We start from the raw sequence: 18687 nt of genomic DNA, 5'->3' as shown, positions 1-18687 counted from the left end.
ATCACATCGTAGCCGTCAACAAAGGCGGGCTCTCCGTCCTGGATAATTTGATGCCACTGTGTAGGTATCACAACGGGAAGAAGGCCGACGGCGATAGCTACTGGAAAGACGACCAAGGCCGCATCTGGTTCCAGCCAGCCTACGGCGACCCCATCATCTGCTAACGAAACACACGCGAAAACCCCATCGACATCGCCGATGGGGCTAGACGTCGTGGTTTTAGAACAGGCCGGAGATCGTGCCGTCCTGTGCCACGTCGATGCGGTTGGCGGCCGGCTCCTTGGGCAGGCCCGGCATAGTCATGACGTCACCCGTGAGCGCCACGATGAAGCCGGCGCCGGTGCGCGGAAGCAGCTCGCGGACGTGGAGGGTGTGGCCCATGGGTGCGCCGAGAGCAGTCGGGTCATCGGAGAATGAGTACTGCGTCTTGGAGATGACGACGGGGAATTCCTCCCAGCCGTTGTCCTTGATGTACTGGAGGTCCTTCTTCGCCTTGGGGCCATACTCAACCGACGATGCGCGGTAGAGCTCGTGCGCGATGGTCTCAATGGAGGCTTCGATGCCAGCTGCGGGATCGTAGAGCTGCTTCGACTCCCCCTTCACAAAGTTGTCGCGGACCGTCTGCGCGAGATCGAGCGCTCCGGCGCCGCCGTCCGACCAGACGCTGCACTCGGCGAGCGCGACGTCGAAGCCCTTAGCCCACTCGCGCATGAAGTCGCGCTCGGCCTGGGTGTCGGACCAGAACAGGTTGAGCGCCACGACCGGCTTGACGCCGAACTTGCGGATGTTTTCCACGTGGCGCTCAAGGTTGATGACGCCGGCCTTGAGAGCCTCGAGATTTTCGGTGGTGAGATCCTCGCGAGCCTGCCCGCCGTTGTACTTCTGGGAGCGGATAGTCGCGACGACTACGGCGCCCGCGACGTCGAGATGGCCGAAGCGCGACTTGATGTCCATGAACTTCTCGCCGCCGAGGTCCGCGCCGAAGCCAGCCTCGGTGAGCACGACGTCGCCGAACTTCTGGGCGGTCTGAGTGGCCAGCAGCGTGTTGCAGCCGTGCGCGATATTGGCGAACGGGCCGCCGTGGACGAAGGCCGGGGTGCCACCGAGGGTTTGGACGAGGTTCGGGTTGAGCGCGTCGCGCATGAGCGCGGTGAGCGCGCCCTCTGCCTGCAGCTGGCGGGCGGTGACGGGCTCGCCGTCGTAGGTGAAGCCGACCGTGATGTCGCCCAGGCGCGTCTTCAGATCCTTCAGCGAGGTGGCCAAGCACAGGATGGCCATGATTTCCGATGCCGCCGTAATGGTGAATCCGGTCTCCGCCGGGACGCCATGCGTCGGGCCGCCCAGACCCGTGACGACATGACGCAGCGCGCGGTCGTTGACGTCGATGCAGCGCTGCCACGTCACCTTACGCGGATCGATGTTCAGCTCGTTGCCCTGGTGGATGTGGTTGTCGATGATGGCCGCCAGCGTGTTCGTCGCCGCCGAGATGGCGTGGAAATCGCCGGTGAAGTGCAGGTTGATGTCCTCCATCGGGACGATCTGCGAATAGCCGCCCCCGGCCGCGCCGCCCTTGATGCCCATGACCGGGCCCTGGGAGGGCTCGCGCAGGGCGACGACGGTGCGCTCGCCGAGCTGCGAGAAGGCATCGGCAAGCCCGATGAGCACGGTGGATTTGCCTTCGCCCGCCGGCGTGGGCGAGACGCCGGTGACGAGAACGATCTTGCCCTCGGCGGGCTCGACGCACTCGAGTGCGGTGATGTCGACCTTGGCTTTGGTGGTGCCATAAGGAATGAGTGCGGCGTCGGGGATGCCAGCGGTGGCGGCGATCTCCGTAATCGGCTTGAGTGGGTGTGCTTGTGCGATTTCAACGTCGGATGGCTGTGTTGTCATGTCTTAAATAGTAACCAGCACACATGGGCCGCGGTGGGGTCCAGGTACGCAAAAGCGGGCATGAGACGAGATTCTCATGCCCGCGCGGCCCCGAACGGGGGCGACTAGAGCAGCACGGCGCCGAAGGCGTAACCGAGCAGAACCGAGACCACGATGGACACTGTGCCCGGAATGAGGAACGGGTGGTTGAACACGGCCTTGCCGATGCGCGTCGAGCCCGTGTCGTCCATCTCGACGGCCGCGAGCAGCGTCGGGTAGGTCGGCAGGATAAACAGCGCAGAGACGGCCGGGAACGCGGCGACGGCGGTCAGCGGAGAGACGCCGAGCGCGAGAGCAGCCGGAACGATGGCCTTCGCGGTCGCAGCCTGCGAGTACAGCAGGGCCGCGGCGAAGAAGAGGACGACAGCGAGCAGCCACGGCGAGGTCTCCAGCGTGGAACCCGCGATGGAGTTGATGTCCTCCATGTAGTAGTTAATGAGCGTCGTGCCGAGCCACGCCACACCGAGCACGCAGATGGACGCGGACATGCCGGACTTGAACACCGGAGTGTTGAGGACGTCCACGGCCGGGACCTTCGTGATGAGCAAGATGACCGTCGCAGCGGTGAGCATGATGGTCATAATCGCTTCGTTACGCGGCAGTGTCGGGTCCGAGATAAGCCCCAGCTGGTCCGAGGTAAGCGTGGCCCATGCCATGACGACGAGGATGGCAACGAGGAAGATCCACACCGAGGTCTTGGCTTCCTTGGTCGGGACGTAGGTCGATGCCTCCGACTTTTTGACGAGGCCGGCGGTCATGCGCTCCTGGTAGACGGGGTCATCGGCAAGCTCGGCGCCCATGCGGTTGGCAAGCCACGCCGCTGGGAAGATGGACAGGAAGGTCGCGGGGATGACGACGGCGAGGAGCTGGAGGTAGCCCACGCCGAGCGGCTCGACGGCGCTGGCCATAAAGACCACGGCCGCCGAAATCGGCGAGGCCACGATGGCCATCTGGGAGGCGACCACGGCGATGGACAGCGGACGCGACGGGCGGACGTTGCCTTCCTTGGCGACCTCGACGATGACGGGGAGCGTGGAGAACGCCGTGTGGCCGGTGCCGGCGAGCACCGTCATGAGCCAGGTGACGATAGGCGCGTAGTAGGTCACGCGCTTCGGGGATTTACGTAGGAAACGTTCGGCGATGTGGACGAGGTAGTCCATGCCGCCCGCGCGCTGCATAGCGGCGATGGCGGCGATGACGGTCATGATGATGCCGATGACGTCGAACGGGATATCCTCGCGCGTAACTGGGATGCCGGTGGCGCCGAGGAGCAGGACGCCCAGGCCGCCGGCCATGCCGATGCCGATGGAGCCGAGGCGGGCGCCCAGGACGATCGCCGCGAGGACGATGAGGATGTGAACAATAACCACGAGAAGTCCTCTCAAAGAAAGAAGTGAGTGGTGGATGGCGGCTTCCGTGGGCCGCGCTTATCCCCTATTCTTCCACCGCGGCGACTGAATAGAATACTTTCGGACACGATTTGGGCCCGTTTGTGTTGTTTCCCACACGCGCAACGCCCCGCCGGCGCCAGGGTGCGGCGCGGACGGGGCGTGTGCGGAGTACGGGCGGTTTAGTCGTCGATGTAGAACTGACCGCGGAACTCCGGGTGCATGAGGTTCTCGACGGACAGGACCTTGTCGAGCGTGGCCTCGTCGAGCAAGCCCTTCTCCAGGATGAGGTCGCGCACACCCTTGCCGGTCTTTAGCGACTCCTTGGCGATCATGTCGCCATTATGGTGGCCGATGAACGGGTTGAGGTACGTGACGATACCGATGGAGTTTTCCACGTAGGCGCGGCAGACATCGGCGTTGGCGGTGATGCCGGTGACGCACTTCTCGCGGAGCGTGTCGACGGCGTTGCCCATGATGCGGATGGACTGGAAGAGCGCCTCGCCGATGACCGGCTCCATGACGTTGAGCTGGAGCTGGCCGGCCTCGGCGGCCATGGTGACGACGTGGTCGTTGCCGAAAATCTTGAAGCAGACCTGGTTGACGACCTCCGGGATCACCGGGTTGACCTTACCCGGCATGATGGAGGAACCGGCCTGACGCGGCGGCAGGTTGATCTCGGCGAGGCCAGCGCGCGGGCCGGAGGCAAGCAGACGCAGGTCGTTGCAGATCTTGGACAGCTTCATGGCCGCGCGCTTGATGACGGAGTGGACGAGCACGTAGGCGCCGCAGTCCGAGGTAGCCTCGATGAGATCGCGGGCGGTCTTGATCTCGAGGCCAGTGACCTCGGCGAGCGCCGCGGTGACCTGGCTGCGGTAGCCGGCCGGGGTGTTGACGCCGGTACCGATGGCAGTGGCGCCCAGGTTGATCTCCAGCAGGCGTGCCTGCGCATCGCGGAGCACGCTTTGCTCCTCGGCCAGGTTGTGCGCGAAGGCCTTGAATTCGTCGCCGAGCGTCATGGGCACGGCGTCCTGCAGCTGGGTGCGGCCCATCTTGAGGATGTCCTGGAACTCGTTGCCCTTGTCGTTGAAGGCCTGCTGCAGGGCGTCGATGCGCTCGATGAGGTTATCCAGCGAGGAGTAGACGCCGAGGCGGAAACCGGTCGGGTATGCGTCGTTCGTGGACTGGGACATGTTGACGTCATCGTTGGGGTTGATGATGTCGTAGCGGCCCTTCTCCTCGCCGAGGTGCTCGAGCGCGAGGTTTGCCACCACCTCGTTCGTGTTCATGTTGAGCGAGGTGCCCGCGCCGCCCTGGAAGACGTCGAGCGGGAACTGGTCCATGCAGCGACCTTCTTCGAGGATCTGGTCGCAGGCCCAGATGATGGCCTCGGCCTTCTTCTTGGGGAGGACGTGGAGGCGGCGATTGGCCATTGCGGTGGCCTTCTTCACCTGCACCATGCCGCGGATGAAGTCCGGGATGGTGTTGATGGTGACGTAGGAAATCTGGAAGTTCTCCATGGCGCGCAGCGTGTGGACGCCGTAGTACGCGTCAGCCGGAACTTCCATGTCGCCGAGCAGGTCGGTCTCGGTGCGGGTTTTCTTCGAGGCAGACTTCTTCGCCGACTTCTCTTCCTTGGCGGCCTCAGGAGCCGGGGTCGTCACATCAGCTTTCTTGGCCGTGTCAGCAGCCGTTGCTTCGACTTTCGCGGTGGTCTCTTCGGCCTTCTTGGAGGTTTTAGCCATTTTGGTCTACAACTCCTAGTACTCGAGGGTGGGTAAGTGTTTTACAACCCCCACCATCGTAGTGCTATTCGCGCAGACCTAGGCCGCGATGGCCGGATTACCCCCCGGATATGGGGTTTAAATTCGCGCAATCCGCAAGTCGGACGCGAGGATGGCCTCGGCGCCGAGGGCGGCCAACATATCCATAATCTGGTTGGCTTCGCGCTTGGGCACCATGGCGCGCACCGCTACCCAGTTCTCGCGATTGAGCGGCGAGACCGTGGGGCCGGTAAGGCCCGGCGTGACGGCCGCCGCGGCGGCGAGGTTGTCCTGCGCCACGTTGTAGTCGAGCATGAGGTAGTTGCGGGCGTGGAGAATACCCTGGATACGGCCCAACACGACCCGCTCCTCGGCAGTGACCTCAACGCCCGAGCGCTTTATAACGATGGCCTCGGAGGTGACGATGGGATCGCCGAAAGGGGCCAAACCTTGTTGGCGCAGCGTCGTGCCGGTGGAGACGACATCGGCGATGGCGTCCGCGACGCCCAAGCGGATGGAAATCTCCACCGCGCCGTCCAGACGGATGACCTCGGCGTTGAGCCCGCGATCTTTCAGGTCCTGACGGACGATATTCGGATACGACGTGGCGATACGCTTGCCCTCAAGCTTGTCAATGCTCCAGTCCTCACCAGCGACACTGGCATAGCGGAAGGTGGACGAGCCGAATCCGAGGTCGAGGATTTCCTGGACGTCGGCGCGCGAGTCGGCGGCGAGGTCGCGTCCGGTGATACCCAAATCGAGCACGCCGGAGGCGACGTAGATGGCGATGTCCTTGGGACGCAGGAAGAAGAACTCCACATCGTTGACGTCATCGACGATGTTGAGGACCTTGTTCATGCCGCGGCCCTTGTAGCCAGCTTCGGCGAGGATAGATGTGGCGGCTTCAGACAGTGATCCCTTGTTGGGGACGGCGACTTTAATCATGGTTGGATGAACTCCCCTGTGGTTCTAGAAATGCTTGTACTAGAGATACTTGTAGATGTCGTCGGGGGTGAGACCGCGCTTGACCATCATGACCTGGGTCCAGTACATGAGTTGCGACATTTCTTCCGCGAGCTCGGCGTCGGACTGGTACTCGGAGGCGATCCAGACTTCGCCAGCCTCCTCGATGATCTTCTTGCCAATGAAATGGGCGCCCTTGTCGAGGGCGTCCACGGTGCCTGAGCCAGCCTCATGCGCGGCGGCCTTGGCGGAAATTTCGGCAAAAAGCTCATCAAAATTCTTCATAGTGCCTCATTATTGCACCCCCACACTGGGCCCGCAGTGATTGCCCCCGTATTTCTTTTGGTCTACCAAAAACTATGGCGTGGGCAGCTGCGCAAACCAGCGGTAGAGATCCGCCGCCGCCACTCCGTCGAGGTGACGAGCGCGCGGGTCGTCCCCGCGGAGCGTTGCGATAGGCACGGCCGCCGCTGGCACAGTGACCGTGTAATCGAGCGGCAGGCCGATCGTGCGGCACCCCGCGTCGACGGCAGCACGCATGCCCGTCGCGGAATCCTCGAGCACGAGACAGTCCGCGGGAGGGGCGCCAGCGCGGCGTGCTGCCTCGAGGTACATCGCCGGGTCTGGCTTGCCCACGGGCACGTCGTCTCCGCAGATGACGTCGACGAAGTAGGACCGCCCGATGGACTCGACGACGTCGATAGCCACGGCGCGTTCCGTATTCGTGGTCACGAACATGGGCACGCCGTCCGCCTGCAGTTCAGACAGTAGCGCGCGAACGCCGGGAAACACGGTGTCCTGGGACTGATACAGCGAGGCGACATACTCGAAAGAGTCGTCGCGGTAACGCTCATAGTCGCCGTGCGCGGGCGTAAAACCGGCCCATTCGCAGCAGATGCGGAAAGTGTTGGGGAAACTTGCGCCCACGGTGCGTTCGCGCACCTCGGGCGTGAGTTCTCGGCCGAGCAACGCGGCCATGCGGTACGTGGCTTTCTCCCACAGCGGCTCAGAGTCCGTGAGGGTGCCATCCATGTCCCAGAAGATTGCCTGCGGCCGCCCCATTAGTCGAGCTCGGGCAGCGCGCGCAGCGCCTCGTCGTCCGCGCCAGTGGCCGCGGCTGCGTCATGCATAAAGGCCGCGAGGTCTTCCTTCTCCTCCGGCTCGATGACCGCGCCCGCGTGGGCCGCGTTGAAGGACTCCAGCGACTCAACGAAGGGCACCGCGACGGCGGCGATGGTCTCCCCATCCGGGTCATCCGGCACCTTGTCGAGGTTGTCCAGGAAGCCTTCGAGGAGGCTGCGCAGCTGCGGCAGTACCGCCGGGTCAAAGGGCTGGTCCCAGAATTCCTTCTCGTCCTCCTTGAGGTACGAGCCAGTAGCGAAGGACGTGAGGTCGGCGATGAATTCGTCGACGGTGGATTGGAAGTCGGCGCGAATGCTCATGAGCGCCATTGTCCCCTATTTTTCTTACACCCGCACGCCGAGGAGCGAATTAAGTGCCGCGCATACCAGCTCGCCCGCGGTCTCCTCATCGGAGCCCCGGCTTGCCGATGCCCACTCGTCCACCGCGGCCAGAGCGCCCGGCGTGTCCAGATCGGCGGCGAGATGCTCACGCAACGTCGCGACGAGGGCATCGGCAAGCTCGCGTGAGCCTGGGTGGTTGAGGGCCTCGCGCCAGTTGGTCAAGCGGTCCGCGGCGTCCGTGAGGACGCCGTCTGACCAGTCGCGCTCCGTGCGGTAGTGGCCCGCGAAGACGCCGAGGCGGATGGCCGAGGGGTCGTGGCCGGCCTCCACCAGCTTGTGGACGAAGACGAGGTTGCCCAGGGACTTGGACATCTTTGTGCCGTCGAGGCCGATCATGCCGGTGTGCACGTAGAAGTCGGCCATGCGCTCGGAGTGCAGGGCGGCCTCCGCATGCGCGGCGGAGAACTCGTGGTGCGGGAAGATGAGGTCGCTGCCGCCGCCCTGGACGGTGAAGTTCTTGCCCAGGCGATTGGTGGCGATGGCGGAGCACTCGATGTGCCAGCCCGGGCGGCCCGGACCGAACGGCGAGTCCCAGGACGGCTCGCCCTCGCGGCGGGCGCGCCACACCAGCGCGTCGAGGGGGTCGTGCTTGCCTGCGCGGTCCGGGTCGCCGCCGCGCTCGCGGAAGAACTCCATCATCTGCTCGCGCGAGTAGTTCGACTCGTAGCCGAAGTTCGCGGTGGCGTCGATGGATGCGTAGACGTCTGGGAACTCCGCGTCGTCCACGACATAGGCCGCGCCGTTGTCGAGGAGCTTTTGAACCATGTCGATGACCTCGTCGATGGCCTCCATCGCACCGATGTAGTCCTGCGGCGGAAAGACCGAGAGCAGCTCCATGTCGTTACGGAAGAGGTTGATCTGGGAGGTGCCCAGCTCACGCCAGTCCACGCCGTCACGCTCGGCGCGCTCGAAGAGAGGGTCATCGACGTCCGTGATGTTCTGGACATAGTGGACCTTGTGACCGTTGTCGAGCAGCTGTCGGTAGATGAGGTCGAACGTGAGGTACGTGGCCGCGTGCCCCAGGTGCGTCGAGTCATAGGGCGTGATGCCGCAGACATACATGCCGGCGGTATCACCCTCGACCTCCACCGGTGCAATGGTGCGGTTCGCGGTGTCATAGAGGTGGAGCTGCTGCGGAGTGCCCGGCAGCGTGGTGAATTCGGGTACGGGCCAAGAATGCATGGTGACTATCCTATCGCTTTAAGCTTTAAACGTTTCTAGAAGGGCTGCAGCACGCCCAGGGCCAGCAGGATCATCACGAGGATGCCCACCGGGATGCGATAAGCCGCGAACCACTCGAAGGAGTGGTTGCCCACGAACTTGAGCAGCCAGGCAATCGACGCGTAGCCGATGACGAACGCGATGAGCGTGCCCACGAGCAGCTGGGCTCCCGATGCCGCCTGTCCCGCCGCCGGGTCAAACGCGTCCGGCAGCGAGAAGAGTCCCGAGGCCAGCACGGCCGGGATGGCGAGCAGGAAGGAAAAGCGCGTGGCGACCTCGCGGTCGAGGCCGAGGAAGAGGCCGCCGGAGATGGTGCCGCCGGAGCGCGAGACGCCCGGGATGAGCGCGAGGCACTGGCACAGACCCATGACGAGGGCGTCTTTCATCGTGAGGTCCTCGAAGCCGCGCGTTTTCTTGGAGGTGCGTTCCGCGATGATGAAGACGAAGGAGAACGCGATGAGCATCGCGGCAGTGATCCACAGGTTGCGGAGGTTCTCGCGGATGATGTCCTTGGCGAGCACGCCAATGATGCCGATTGGGATGGAACCCGCGATGACCATCCAGCCCATCCGGTAATCCTGGCCGCGCTGCTCCTTATTGAACAGTCCACGGAACCAGCCGGTGAGGATTTGCCAGATCATCTTCGCGAAGAAGACGAGCACGGCGGCCTCTGTGCCGAGCTGGATGACGGCGGTAAAAGACGCGCCAGCGTCTTCGCCCCAGAAAAGTGTGGAGACGATGCGCAGGTGGCCCGAGGAGCTCACCGGCAAAAACTCGGTGAGGCCCTGCACGACGGAGAGAACAATGACTTGGAGCCAGGACATGTCGCTGGCGGCGGTTGCTTCAATCACGACAGGACACCCTACCCGGCTTTTCTGTATGTGAGGTGCTCTGCCACGCGGGGTTGCGCTGCTAGACTAACCCGACGTGACTGTAGTGATGAAGAAGTCCGCTCCTGCCGCCCGCCGGTTCGCCGCCACCGCCCTCGCTGTGGGCCTGGCTGGCGCTGCGGTGGCCGGGTGCTCGGACATGCCGAATACGACCGCAGACGACAACGTAGAGGAGATGGGCGACGCCTCGCCTGCCCCCTCCCCGAAGGATGCTCACCCCGCAGGCGACGTCATCGACTTTGGTGATATCACGGACATTGAGGCCGCCGGTGAGTATATCGCCGTGCGCACCCCGGACACGCTCACCATCGGCCCCCCCGCCGATTTCACGGCGAAGAAAGCCACGGCCATCGACGTCGACACACAGTGCGGCGACCTCACGCCGACCGACACCGAATTCGTTCTCGCGTGCGGCAACCGCGTGCGCATTTTCGACGCCGCGGACCCCACCCAGAAACGCATGGTCAATACCGAGGAAGCCTACCCCGTGACCGCCGCAGCGCTCACCTCCTCCGGCGAGCTCTTCGTTTCTTCTCACGAGGCGAGCGAGGTCGCCGTCTACAAGGACGATAAGCGCATTGACGACTTCTCGGTCCAGGCCCCCACCGACCAGCTCGTGGCCGTGCGCAACCAGGACGGCACTGACAACGTCGTGCGCGTCTGGCGCGCTGACACCACCATCCAGAACCTCGACTGGGAGAACTCCCGCGAGGGCGGCCGCCTGCGCGTCGGCCAAGGCGTGGGCCTTATCTCTTCCGGCAACCATGGCGTCCTCGTCGCCGCGGACACCGAGGGCAAGCGCGTGGCCATCTACACCTCCGAGGACGTCATTCGTCTCCACCAGTTTGGCAACACCGACGGCATGCCGTGGGCCACCGCTTGGGACGACAGCCGTCAGCTCGCGTGGGTCACGACGACGGACAACAATAAGGCGCAGGCCTTCCGCATCGCTTCTGGTGTCCCCGAGCCCCAGGGACAGGTCGACACTGTTGCCGACGCCCAACACATGGCCGTCACCGAGGACGGCATCGCGGTCTTTGGCTCCGCCACCGGCGCTGGCCTTCAAATCGTCTCCGACCCCAAGCTCGACGCCTAAACCCTTAAGGATTCTCCGATGACCTCCTCCCGCTTCCACGACCTTCGCATCAAGGCCTACCACGTCGCGCTCAAGGGCATGTTCCAGTTCTCGCCCGAGCGCATTCACACCATCATTTCCCAGGGCCTCGCCGGGCTGCAGAAGCTAGGCCCCGTCAACCGCGCCCTGGGCAAGGCACTCGCTGTCGACGACCCGGTCCTCGCTCAGGACGTCTTCGGCGTCCACTTCCCGCGTCCCCTGGGCCTGGCCGCCGGCTTCGACAAGAACGGCTCCGCGCCGGATGCCTGGACCTCCGTGGGCTTCGGCTACGCCGAGCTCGGCACCGTCACCGCCATGCCGCAGCCGGGCAACCCAGCCCCGCGCCTGTTCCGTCTGCCCGCAGACAAGGCCATCCTCAACCGCATGGGGTTTAACAATGACGGCGCCTCCAAGGTCGCGCAGAACCTCCGCGCGCGCCGCTACAGCGACGTCATCGGCATCAACATCGGCAAGAACAAGGTGGTGCCTGCCGAGGAGGCCGTCGCCAACTACCGCCAGTCCGCCTCCGTCTTAGGCGACCTCGCGGACTACCTCGTGGTGAACGTCTCCTCCCCCAACACCCCGGGCCTACGCGACCTCCAGGCCGTCGAATCCCTGCGCCCCATCCTCGTCGCTGTCCAGGAATCCACGAAGGTCCCGGTCCTCGTCAAGATCGCCCCGGATCTCTCCGATGAAGATGTCGACGCCGTGGCCGACCTCGCCGTCGACCTCGGTCTGGCTGGCATTGTCGCCACCAACACCACCATCTCGCGCGAGGGCCTGCAGACTCCGCGCGAAGAGGTCGAGGCCATGGGCGCCGGCGGCATCTCCGGCGCGCCCGTCGCCGCCCGCGCGCTGGAGGTCCTGCGCCGTCTCCACGCCCGCGTGGGTGACAAGCTGGCCCTTATCGCCGTGGGCGGTATCTCCACCCCGGAGCAGGCGTGGGAGCGCATTACCTCCGGCGCCTCGCTCCTGCAGGGCTACACGCCGCTCATCTATGGCGGCCCGGATTGGATCCGCGACATCCACCTTGGCCTCGCCGCCCAGGTCCGCGCGCATGGCCTTGCCTCGCTTTCCGATGCCGTCGGCTCTGGCCTCCCCTGGAAGGCCTAAGGCCCCACGCGCACGCAACGCCCCCGCGTCTTCGTTGGAAGACGCGGGGGCGTGTGGCTTTTTCTCCTAGTCCTTAGGAATAAGCGAGCGTCGGATGACGAGCGCGCACAGGAGAGCGGCTACGGCATAGAGGAACAGCCAGTATTGCGCCATGTGGCCGATGGCCTGGGCGCTCACGAAGCGGCTGGCGATGACGAGCGCCAGCGCGGCGACCAAACCGATAACTTGGGCCGGCGAGCCGCAGTGTTCCGTGCTCGTAGTCACGAAGGCGCCTGCAAGCGCCGCTGCGGCGACGATGAGCAAGAAACGGGGCGAAACACCGTAGGGCACCATCCAACCGTCTGAGACGAGCGAGAGCACGCCAAAGAGCAGCAGGACGAGTGCAAGCGCCATGAACGCGCCACCGACGCGCAGCGCCACGGGCACCGGCGCCGTGCCGGGCATGGTCTTGGCCATATCAGGCCTCCTCAACGGTCTCGTACCAGCCCCAGAGAATGGCGCGGCCGAGCGCGTGGAAATGCAGATTAAAGCCAAGCACGGTGGCCGTGGAATCCGGGTCGATGTCGAGCTTTTCCACGTCGACGGCGTGGACGACGTAGAGGTAACGGTGCGGCGTATGGCCGGCTGGCGGGTTGGGACCGTAGTAGGTGCGCGCGCCCGAGTCGTTGCGCAGGCTCACCACGTCACCGCCCAGGCCGAGGTCTTCTGCGGCGCCTGCGCCTGTGGGCAGCTCCGTGACGTTGGCAGGAATGTTGAAGGCTGCCCAATGCCAGAAGCCCGACGCGGTGGGCGCATCCGGGTCGTAGCACGTGACGGCGAGGGACTTAGTGCCCTCTGGCAGACCAGACCAGGCCAGCTGGGGCGAGACGGACTCCGGAGCGCGGAAGCGCTCTGCAATCTCCGCGCCGTCTTCGATGTCCGCTGAGGTCAACTCGAACGACGGCACATCGCGCAATGGGGCGTACGGGTCGGGTCCGGGGAAACGGGGATCATCAGCGTAAGAAATCATGCTTCCTTTGTACCTCATGTCACACCATATGTGCTGGAGATTGGCCCGCCACATTCTGCGCCGTTTTCGAGCACAATCCGGCCCACAGGCCGCCGCAGGAATGCCGATTTCCCCACGCGCAGTGGGCAAAGTTGCAGCGTTGTAAGTTCTAAGCCGCAAGAATCACTCCTAAAGTACGTAGAAATAGTCAATGACCTGCCGATTTGTGCTCATGCTCTGAATCGGGCTATATTTTACGAGTGCCCAGCCGAGAGGTTGAAAGCACAAGCCAGGCCGAAAGGCCGAAGCACCCAGCCCGGGTGGCGGAATGGCAGACGCGCTAGCTTGAGGTGCTAGTGTCCTATTAACGGACGTGGGGGTTCAAGTCCCCCCTCGGGCACAGAGCAAAGGCTCCGGATTACTCCGGAGCCTTTCGTGGTTTTCCCGTACCCTCCTTACTCCCCTGTCGTCTTCGATTGTCGCGGCGCGCTTGCCGTTGACGTATATGCTCTCCACAAAAGTGATACTGCGCGGGCTTGGCCCCGTCTACGACCTGGTGTCCTAGTCTTTGTTGCTCACCGGGGCCGCCCCGTTTTCCCTGCGCCTCGATAAGGAGGGACTGCTCTCGTGGACTCGCGCACCCTAGGATTCTGGATAATGATTGGATTCACTTTCCTGTGGGTCCATTGGCCGCTAGGACTCTATCCAGTAGGCACCGCCTTAGCAGTGCTAGAACTCATTGCCGCTGCTGTATTAATCGTCCTGCGCCTACATCGCCGGCGCCAACGGGTAACCCTGGCCACAAACCCTGTAGGTGCCGCAGACCACGCTGAACGGCGTGCGACCAACCGGATAGTGTCCGTGGCGTTCTGCGTTGAATTTCTCGTGATATGGGGCGCGGTCTATCTCCTCCGTAGCATGAACGTCGATCTGATACAGCCTGCCATCGCCGTTATCGTCGGCCTTCACTTTCTACTATTTTGTTTGTCGCCGGCGACTCGTTCCGTCGTGCATATCATCACCGCCGCATTCGGCTCGGTCGCCGGTGCGGCGGGTATGTGGCAGATAAGCACGGGCGCCGATCCTGCCACGACGCATGCCGCAGTGGGCTTGTGCATGGGTGCAATAACCTTGGCCTACGCCTGGATATTTCTGCAGGTTGTGCCCGCTATATCGCGCGAAGAAACCCCAGGTCTCCGTTAAGAACGGCTCCGATGCTTAGGCGCGATGATCACCAAACCCGCCGGCGCACAGCGTGCGCACGGCGGGCTTGGGAGAAGGGCGACGGCTGTTACATCAGCATGCCCGTCAAAAATGCGACGAGGACGAGGACCACGGAGAAGCCCCACGCGAGCGGGAAGCCAATCTTGAGGTACTTGCCCATGTTTGCCCCCGCGAGGCCAAGGGCGAGCCACAGAGCCGGCGAGAACGGCGAGACGAACGTGCCAATGACGTTGCCGATGATGAGCGCCGACGCGGCACCCATGCCCGTGATGCCGTACGTTTCCACGGTGCCCTGAATGATGGGCAGCACGGAGAAGTAGTACGCATCCGTCGACGTGAGGAGATCGAGCGGCACGCCGAAGACGCCGATGATGACGTGGAGGTACGGACCGACTTCCTCCGGGAGGATGTTGACGAGCGTGAGCGCGATTTCCTCGAGCATGCCGGTTTCGTTGAGGACGCCGAGGAACATGGCGGCAGCGAGGATGACCCCGGCCATGGCGAGCGCATTCGGGGCGTGGCGACGGAGCGCATCGCTTTGCTCGGAGGCGCCCTCGAAATTGACGATGAGTGCGATGGTCGTGCCGATGAGGAACGCCGGGGCTGGCGGCATGAGGCCGGAGAGCAGCGCCACGAGGATGAGCAGTGCGACCACGATATTGACGATGGTGACCCATCGGCCGGTGCGGTGACGGAATCCGAGCGCCTCCTTATCGGCGGCCTGCTGCGCAGCGAAGGCCTGCGCAATCTGCTCGACATCGACGTTAGTGTCGCCTTCGAACTCACCCGAGGCACGCAGACGCGCGAGACGACGCCGCTCGCGCAGGCCCAGGGCCGCGGCGACGAGGAGGACCATGACGACGGCGACACCCTGGATGGGAAGGAGGTGGACCCAGATGTCATTGGGTTCCTGGGCCACGACGGCGCCTGCACGGCCGAGCGGGCCGCCCCAAGGCAGCATATTCATCACGGACGCCGACAGGGCGACGATTGTAATGAGGATGTAGCGCGACATACGAAGCGCCTTGTAGAGCGGCAGCAGCGCGGGAATGGTGAGCAGGAACGTCGTCGAGCCGGAGCCGTCGAGGTGCGCCACGATGGCAATGGCGGCCGTACCCATGGTGACCGCAATGACGTTGCCTCGCGTCGCCCGGATGAGCGCCCGGATGACCGGCACAAACAGACCCACGTCTTGGAGGATGCCAAAGAAGATGATGGCGAAGATGAACATCACCACGACGTTCATCACGGATTCGAGACCTGAGCTAAAGAAGTCAGAGATCTCCCCCAGCCCGTAGCCGCACAGGAGCGCGCCAGCCACCGGCACAAGCGTCATGGGAACAATAGGGTTCGTCTTACCGCGGATTAGGATTCCCACCGTAAGGAAGATAATCACGAGGCCCATGAGGGTGAGGCCGAGTGAAGTTTGCATGCTCAACGTCCTTCTCGGTCGCTGGGCGACCTTGATCGATTCAGAACTTTTCTTTGGCCACAGTTGCGGCCAGCGCCGTAACGCCCCTTATGCCACACCTCACCGGCGCAGAACAGGTGTGAATGAGATTACTAAGGATATTCCGTAAATACACATTGGTACCCCGATCAAGGCTGCTTCTCCTCTGCCATCGTGCTCATTCTTCGGCGAAAACGAACACAACCGGACACCACGGCGGCGTCCGGTTGTGGGTATGAGCTGATGCTTAGCGCGCAGTATTATCGCTGAGTACGGCTGGCGTTTCCTCCACGATGGTGGCGCGCTTTTTCAACTTGTGGCGCTCATACAACGCCTTGATGATGATCGGCGCGACTGAGATGAAAACTATGAGGAGCATGATCTTTTCGATCGAGTCTGCAATGCCCGGAATATTGCCCAGGAATACTCCCACCAAGTTCATGGACAGCACCCACAAAGCTGCGCCCGCGACGTTCCAGCCGATGAAGTGGCGGTACGGCATCTGCGCCGTGCCTGCTGCGACGGGGACGTACGTGCGCACGATGGGCACAAAGCGCCCCAGCACGAGCGCTGCCGGTCCATGCTTGGCAAAGAAGTCTTCGGCAGCGTGGAGATACTGCAGCTTGAGCAGGCGGGCGTCAGCCTTGAAGAGTTTGCGCCCAAACTTGTGGCCCAGCCAGAAGCCCACCTGGTCGCCCAGGAAGGCGGCGACGAAGCCTACCATCAGCAGGGCCCAGATAGAGACGTTGAGTTGACCCCGCAGCACGGCTGCCGTGACGAGCAGCGAGTCGCCGGGCAGGAACGGGAACAGGACACCGGATTCAATGAAGACGACGAGCGCGATGCCGACGATGACCCAAGGGCCAAAAGCCTCGAGCAACGTCGCGGCGTCGAGGTAGGAAGTGAGGTTTGACATGGCTGGTGCATCCACCTTTAGGAATTGAAAAAGGCCCAGGACGCGTGACCCCGGATGCACAAGCCCGGAGCGCGGCTGCGTCCTCACGGGCGCCAAATGGACTCGCCACTGCAGCGACGAGTAATGAGTTTCCTCTAGTATCCTCTTCCCCGCCGTGCGAACCTAACCCACACGCGCATACCCCCGATATTGCCAGGAAGTTCACGGCAGCCTAAAAGAATTGCCGCCGTGACCGGCGGCAGTGTTCTGCGTTAAAGGAATGCGTCGTTAGCGCGAGACGATTTCGTAGTTGCCCGCGGACGCCAAGGCCTTATTCATCTCCGCGACATTGGGGATGACGTCGTCCTTGTGCTTGATGATGAGCTTGACGTCGTCCTGCGAACGGATTTCGAAAGTCGCCTGGCCCAGGCCGTGCTCAGCGAAAATATCGTAGAGGGACTGCAGTGCCTTGCGCACGTCATCGTCGTCGTGGACGCCGGTGACCTTGTAATGAGTGGAAACAATAATCGACATGACGGAAATTCTACACGTCTAGCCGTAGAAAACGACGGCGACGCCGCCCCCCGCTATGAGCGGGAACGGCGTCAATTCGCAGGCCGAATATTAGATGCGGCCGTTGAAAGCCTGCAGCGCGGAGTCCTCACGGGTGCCACCGCGACCGTCGCCGATGTCCTTGTAGTCGGCAATCCATGCAATCTTGGAGACCCACTTCACGGCCTTGTAGCCATGGTTCGACTCGACTCGGGCACGCACTGGCGCGCCCAGGTGAATGTCGACCGGGTGACCATTGCGGGCAATCGCGAGGATGGAGTGGTCTTCCATGGCCGTGTCGATGTCGAAGCACGCGTAGAACGGCTCGCGCGGACGGTTATCGTACATCTTCTGTGCCAAGCCGTAGGACTCGACCATGACGTAGTGCGCGCCAGCCGGGCGCTCGCCGAGCAGGGCGAGGACGTCCTTCATGAGAGGACCTTCCCAGCGCGAGGTCGCAGACCACCCCTGCATACAGGTGTGCGTCGCAATAAAGGAGTGCTGCGGCAGCGCACGCAGCTCATCGAGCGTGACCGTCTTCGACGTGCCGTTGACGTCGTCGGCGACCTCGATGACGTAGTCCTTGAAGTCGTTGTTGCGGAATGCGGTCCACTCCGGGGACTCCTCTTTCGTAGGCGGCAGGCCGTTGGTCCAGTGGAACTCGGAAATATCGCGCTCGGTGTAGACCTTCTGTGTCGCTGCGGACGGGCGCAACCAGTTCAAGAAGATCTTGCGGCCGATCTCGGTGAAGGCCACGACGAAGCGGTGTGCGCGGGCGCGGTCCGCGAGCGTCCAGTAGGACAGGCCGATCCAGAAGATAATGACCACGCCGATGGTGATGACCATCGTCGTAAACGCCTGGGCGTAGCGCTCCGGCGTGACGTCGCCGAAGACCATGTGCACCATGTTGTGCTCGCGGTGGACAAAGAAGACGAGGAAGACGTGGATGATGATGAACATGCACATCATCACCATGCCGATGAAGTGCAGGGAGCGAGCCTTCTGGTGGCCGCCCAAGAACTTGAAGAAGCGAGGGAACTTCTCACGCAGCGCCGGCGACATGCCCGCACCCGTAATCATCATGAACGGAGCGATAAGGAAGATGACTGCAAAATAAGCGAGCTGTTGCAACGCGTCGTAGGGATCGAAAAGCGCCAGGTCGGGGGTCTTAAAGCTCAGGTACGTAAGCAGCGAGTGCCACGCCTCCGGGATAATGTCCCAGGAGGTGGGGACGATGCGACGCCACAGGCCGGTTGCGAACAGCAGGATGACGTACACCAGCCCGTTGAGCACCCAGAGCATCACGGACAGGCCGTGCCAGTGACGACCGAGACCAATATTTTCGCGTCCTGGCAGGGAGAGCAGCGGCGACATGGACTTCTCATCCATGAGCGAGGTGTACACGCCCTCTTCCTTCGGCAGCTCACGCTTGGTGAACTTGAGCCACTCGGTTCCAGGGGCGCAGTCGTTGCGCCACCAAAGGCGCGGCAGAGAGGAGAGCATTTCCCAACCTGAGCGCAACAGCATGCCCATCAAAATAAAGTTGATGAGGTGCGTCGCGCGCAGCCACAAGGGATAGTCGGGGTTGTCTCCCAAGGCAAGAATGTAATCCATGGGGGTCCTTAAGATAGGTGAACGAGAAAGCTATAAGTTTTATATTGCCAGACGCGAGCG

General features: G+C 63.1%; 18 protein-coding genes and 1 tRNA gene. 4 read left to right on the top strand and 15 right to left on the bottom strand.

Annotated elements, in window-relative coordinates:
- Positions 1 to 219 precede the first annotated feature (219 nt).
- The 9 genes from HMPREF0307_RS04735 to HMPREF0307_RS04695 form a co-directional block, all read right to left on the bottom strand.
- Entirely contained in the window at positions 220 to 1890 is a 1671-nt protein-coding gene (locus tag HMPREF0307_RS04735) for a formate--tetrahydrofolate ligase (protein ID WP_066488298.1), read from the bottom strand.
- Between the two features lie 104 nt (positions 1891 to 1994).
- Positions 1995 to 3299, bottom strand: coding sequence for an anaerobic C4-dicarboxylate transporter (locus HMPREF0307_RS04730; protein WP_066488296.1), 1305 nt, complete (start codon positions 3297 to 3299; stop codon positions 1995 to 1997).
- A 200-nt stretch (positions 3300 to 3499) separates the two neighbouring features.
- Complete coding sequence (gene aspA / locus HMPREF0307_RS04725; protein WP_066488295.1) at positions 3500 to 5062, bottom strand: aspartate ammonia-lyase; 1563 nt, start codon at positions 5060 to 5062, stop codon at positions 3500 to 3502.
- Positions 5063 to 5179: 117 nt separating this feature from the next.
- The gene (gene hisG / locus HMPREF0307_RS04720) at positions 5180 to 6025 is read right to left on the bottom strand and encodes an ATP phosphoribosyltransferase (protein ID WP_066488292.1); all 846 of its coding nucleotides are present in this window, start codon (positions 6023 to 6025) and stop codon (positions 5180 to 5182) included.
- A 39-nt stretch (positions 6026 to 6064) separates the two neighbouring features.
- Positions 6065 to 6328, bottom strand: coding sequence for a phosphoribosyl-ATP diphosphatase (locus HMPREF0307_RS04715; protein ID WP_066488287.1), 264 nt, complete (start codon positions 6326 to 6328; stop codon positions 6065 to 6067).
- A 72-nt stretch (positions 6329 to 6400) separates the two neighbouring features.
- Entirely contained in the window at positions 6401 to 7105 is a 705-nt protein-coding gene (locus HMPREF0307_RS04710) for an HAD family hydrolase (RefSeq protein WP_066488285.1), read from the bottom strand.
- On the bottom strand, positions 7105 to 7485 hold the full coding sequence (locus HMPREF0307_RS04705) for a hypothetical protein (protein ID WP_066488319.1): 381 nt from the start codon (positions 7483 to 7485) through the stop codon (positions 7105 to 7107). Before HMPREF0307_RS04705 ends, HMPREF0307_RS04710 begins: the two co-directional genes overlap by 1 nt.
- A gap of 24 nt (positions 7486 to 7509) precedes the next feature.
- Positions 7510 to 8748: a cysteine--1-D-myo-inosityl 2-amino-2-deoxy-alpha-D-glucopyranoside ligase gene (gene mshC / locus HMPREF0307_RS04700; protein ID WP_066488283.1), complete on the bottom strand. Its 1239-nt coding sequence runs from the start codon at positions 8746 to 8748 to the stop codon at positions 7510 to 7512.
- A 35-nt stretch (positions 8749 to 8783) separates the two neighbouring features.
- Positions 8784 to 9611, bottom strand: a complete 828-nt coding sequence (locus tag HMPREF0307_RS04695; protein ID WP_141629080.1) for an undecaprenyl-diphosphate phosphatase — start codon at positions 9609 to 9611, stop codon at positions 8784 to 8786.
- Between the two features lie 103 nt (positions 9612 to 9714).
- On the opposite strand from HMPREF0307_RS04695, the gene HMPREF0307_RS04690 reads away from it, so the two are divergent.
- Complete coding sequence (locus HMPREF0307_RS04690; protein WP_231725055.1) at positions 9715 to 10773, top strand: WD40 repeat domain-containing protein; 1059 nt, start codon at positions 9715 to 9717, stop codon at positions 10771 to 10773.
- 18 nt (positions 10774 to 10791) lie between these two features.
- The gene (locus HMPREF0307_RS04685; RefSeq protein ID WP_066488268.1) at positions 10792 to 11904 is read left to right on the top strand and encodes a quinone-dependent dihydroorotate dehydrogenase; all 1113 of its coding nucleotides are present in this window, start codon (positions 10792 to 10794) and stop codon (positions 11902 to 11904) included.
- A 66-nt stretch (positions 11905 to 11970) separates the two neighbouring features.
- Here HMPREF0307_RS04685 and HMPREF0307_RS04680 read toward each other — a convergent pair whose 3' ends face one another.
- Together HMPREF0307_RS04680 and HMPREF0307_RS04675 are read right to left on the bottom strand one after the other, a co-directional pair.
- Entirely contained in the window at positions 11971 to 12360 is a 390-nt protein-coding gene (locus tag HMPREF0307_RS04680) for a hypothetical protein (RefSeq protein ID WP_066488266.1), read from the bottom strand.
- 1 nt (position 12361) lies between these two features.
- Positions 12362 to 12913 carry a YbhB/YbcL family Raf kinase inhibitor-like protein gene (locus tag HMPREF0307_RS04675; RefSeq protein ID WP_066488261.1) on the bottom strand — a complete coding sequence of 184 codons (552 nt, stop codon included), beginning with the start codon at positions 12911 to 12913 and terminating at the stop codon, positions 12362 to 12364.
- A gap of 293 nt (positions 12914 to 13206) precedes the next feature.
- Between HMPREF0307_RS04675 and HMPREF0307_RS04670 the strand changes: the two genes are divergently transcribed.
- Positions 13207 to 13292: transfer RNA gene (locus tag HMPREF0307_RS04670), tRNA-Leu, on the top strand.
- Between the two features lie 518 nt (positions 13293 to 13810).
- Positions 13811 to 14095, top strand: coding sequence for a hypothetical protein (locus HMPREF0307_RS12870; protein WP_141759207.1), 285 nt, complete (start codon positions 13811 to 13813; stop codon positions 14093 to 14095).
- Between the two features lie 88 nt (positions 14096 to 14183).
- Here HMPREF0307_RS12870 and HMPREF0307_RS04660 read toward each other — a convergent pair whose 3' ends face one another.
- From HMPREF0307_RS04660 to HMPREF0307_RS04645, 4 genes are all read right to left on the bottom strand, one after another.
- Positions 14184 to 15548 (bottom strand): citrate:proton symporter, encoded by a 1365-nt coding sequence (locus tag HMPREF0307_RS04660; protein WP_066488255.1) that lies wholly within the window; start codon positions 15546 to 15548, stop codon positions 14184 to 14186.
- Between the two features lie 265 nt (positions 15549 to 15813).
- The gene (locus HMPREF0307_RS04655) at positions 15814 to 16482 is read right to left on the bottom strand and encodes a DedA family protein (RefSeq protein ID WP_066488247.1); all 669 of its coding nucleotides are present in this window, start codon (positions 16480 to 16482) and stop codon (positions 15814 to 15816) included.
- Between the two features lie 267 nt (positions 16483 to 16749).
- A complete protein-coding gene (locus HMPREF0307_RS04650; RefSeq protein ID WP_066488240.1) occupies positions 16750 to 16995 on the bottom strand; it encodes a hypothetical protein in 246 nt (81 codons plus the stop codon).
- Between the two features lie 90 nt (positions 16996 to 17085).
- Positions 17086 to 18627, bottom strand: coding sequence for a molybdopterin-dependent oxidoreductase (locus HMPREF0307_RS04645; protein ID WP_066488238.1), 1542 nt, complete (start codon positions 18625 to 18627; stop codon positions 17086 to 17088).
- Between the last annotated feature and the right edge of the window lie 60 nt (positions 18628 to 18687).

Origin of the sequence: Corynebacterium sp. DNF00584 (assembly GCF_001552965.1) — a bacterium.
GTDB classification, from domain to species: Bacteria; Actinomycetota; Actinomycetes; order Mycobacteriales; family Mycobacteriaceae; genus Corynebacterium; species Corynebacterium phoceense.
This window is presented reverse-complemented; position numbering and strand designations above follow the sequence as displayed.

Bases quoted from the DNA above. Each gene is read 5' to 3' on its own strand.
- HMPREF0307_RS12870 (WP_141759207.1), top strand. From the start codon at position 13,811: ATGAACGTCGATCTGATACAGCCTGCCATCGCCGTTATCGTCGGCCTT.
- aspA (WP_066488295.1), bottom strand. From the start codon at position 5,062: ATGGCTAAAACCTCCAAGAAGGCCGAAGAGACCACCGCGAAAGTCGAA.
- HMPREF0307_RS04645 (WP_066488238.1), bottom strand. From the start codon at position 18,627: ATGGATTACATTCTTGCCTTGGGAGACAACCCCGACTATCCCTTGTGG.
- HMPREF0307_RS04685 (WP_066488268.1), top strand. From the start codon at position 10,792: ATGACCTCCTCCCGCTTCCACGACCTTCGCATCAAGGCCTACCACGTC.
- hisG (WP_066488292.1), bottom strand. From the start codon at position 6,025: ATGATTAAAGTCGCCGTCCCCAACAAGGGATCACTGTCTGAAGCCGCC.
- HMPREF0307_RS04710 (WP_066488285.1), bottom strand. From the start codon at position 7,105: ATGGGGCGGCCGCAGGCAATCTTCTGGGACATGGATGGCACCCTCACG.
- HMPREF0307_RS04735 (WP_066488298.1), bottom strand. From the start codon at position 1,890: ATGACAACACAGCCATCCGACGTTGAAATCGCACAAGCACACCCACTC.
- HMPREF0307_RS04680 (WP_066488266.1), bottom strand. From the start codon at position 12,360: ATGGCCAAGACCATGCCCGGCACGGCGCCGGTGCCCGTGGCGCTGCGC.
- mshC (WP_066488283.1), bottom strand. From the start codon at position 8,748: ATGCATTCTTGGCCCGTACCCGAATTCACCACGCTGCCGGGCACTCCG.
- HMPREF0307_RS04695 (WP_141629080.1), bottom strand. From the start codon at position 9,611: ATGTCCTGGCTCCAAGTCATTGTTCTCTCCGTCGTGCAGGGCCTCACC.
- HMPREF0307_RS04655 (WP_066488247.1), bottom strand. From the start codon at position 16,482: ATGTCAAACCTCACTTCCTACCTCGACGCCGCGACGTTGCTCGAGGCT.
- HMPREF0307_RS04675 (WP_066488261.1), bottom strand. From the start codon at position 12,913: ATGATTTCTTACGCTGATGATCCCCGTTTCCCCGGACCCGACCCGTAC.
- HMPREF0307_RS04650 (WP_066488240.1), bottom strand. From the start codon at position 16,995: ATGTCGATTATTGTTTCCACTCATTACAAGGTCACCGGCGTCCACGAC.
- HMPREF0307_RS04705 (WP_066488319.1), bottom strand. From the start codon at position 7,485: ATGAGCATTCGCGCCGACTTCCAATCCACCGTCGACGAATTCATCGCC.
- HMPREF0307_RS04715 (WP_066488287.1), bottom strand. From the start codon at position 6,328: ATGAAGAATTTTGATGAGCTTTTTGCCGAAATTTCCGCCAAGGCCGCC.
- HMPREF0307_RS04660 (WP_066488255.1), bottom strand. From the start codon at position 15,548: ATGCAAACTTCACTCGGCCTCACCCTCATGGGCCTCGTGATTATCTTC.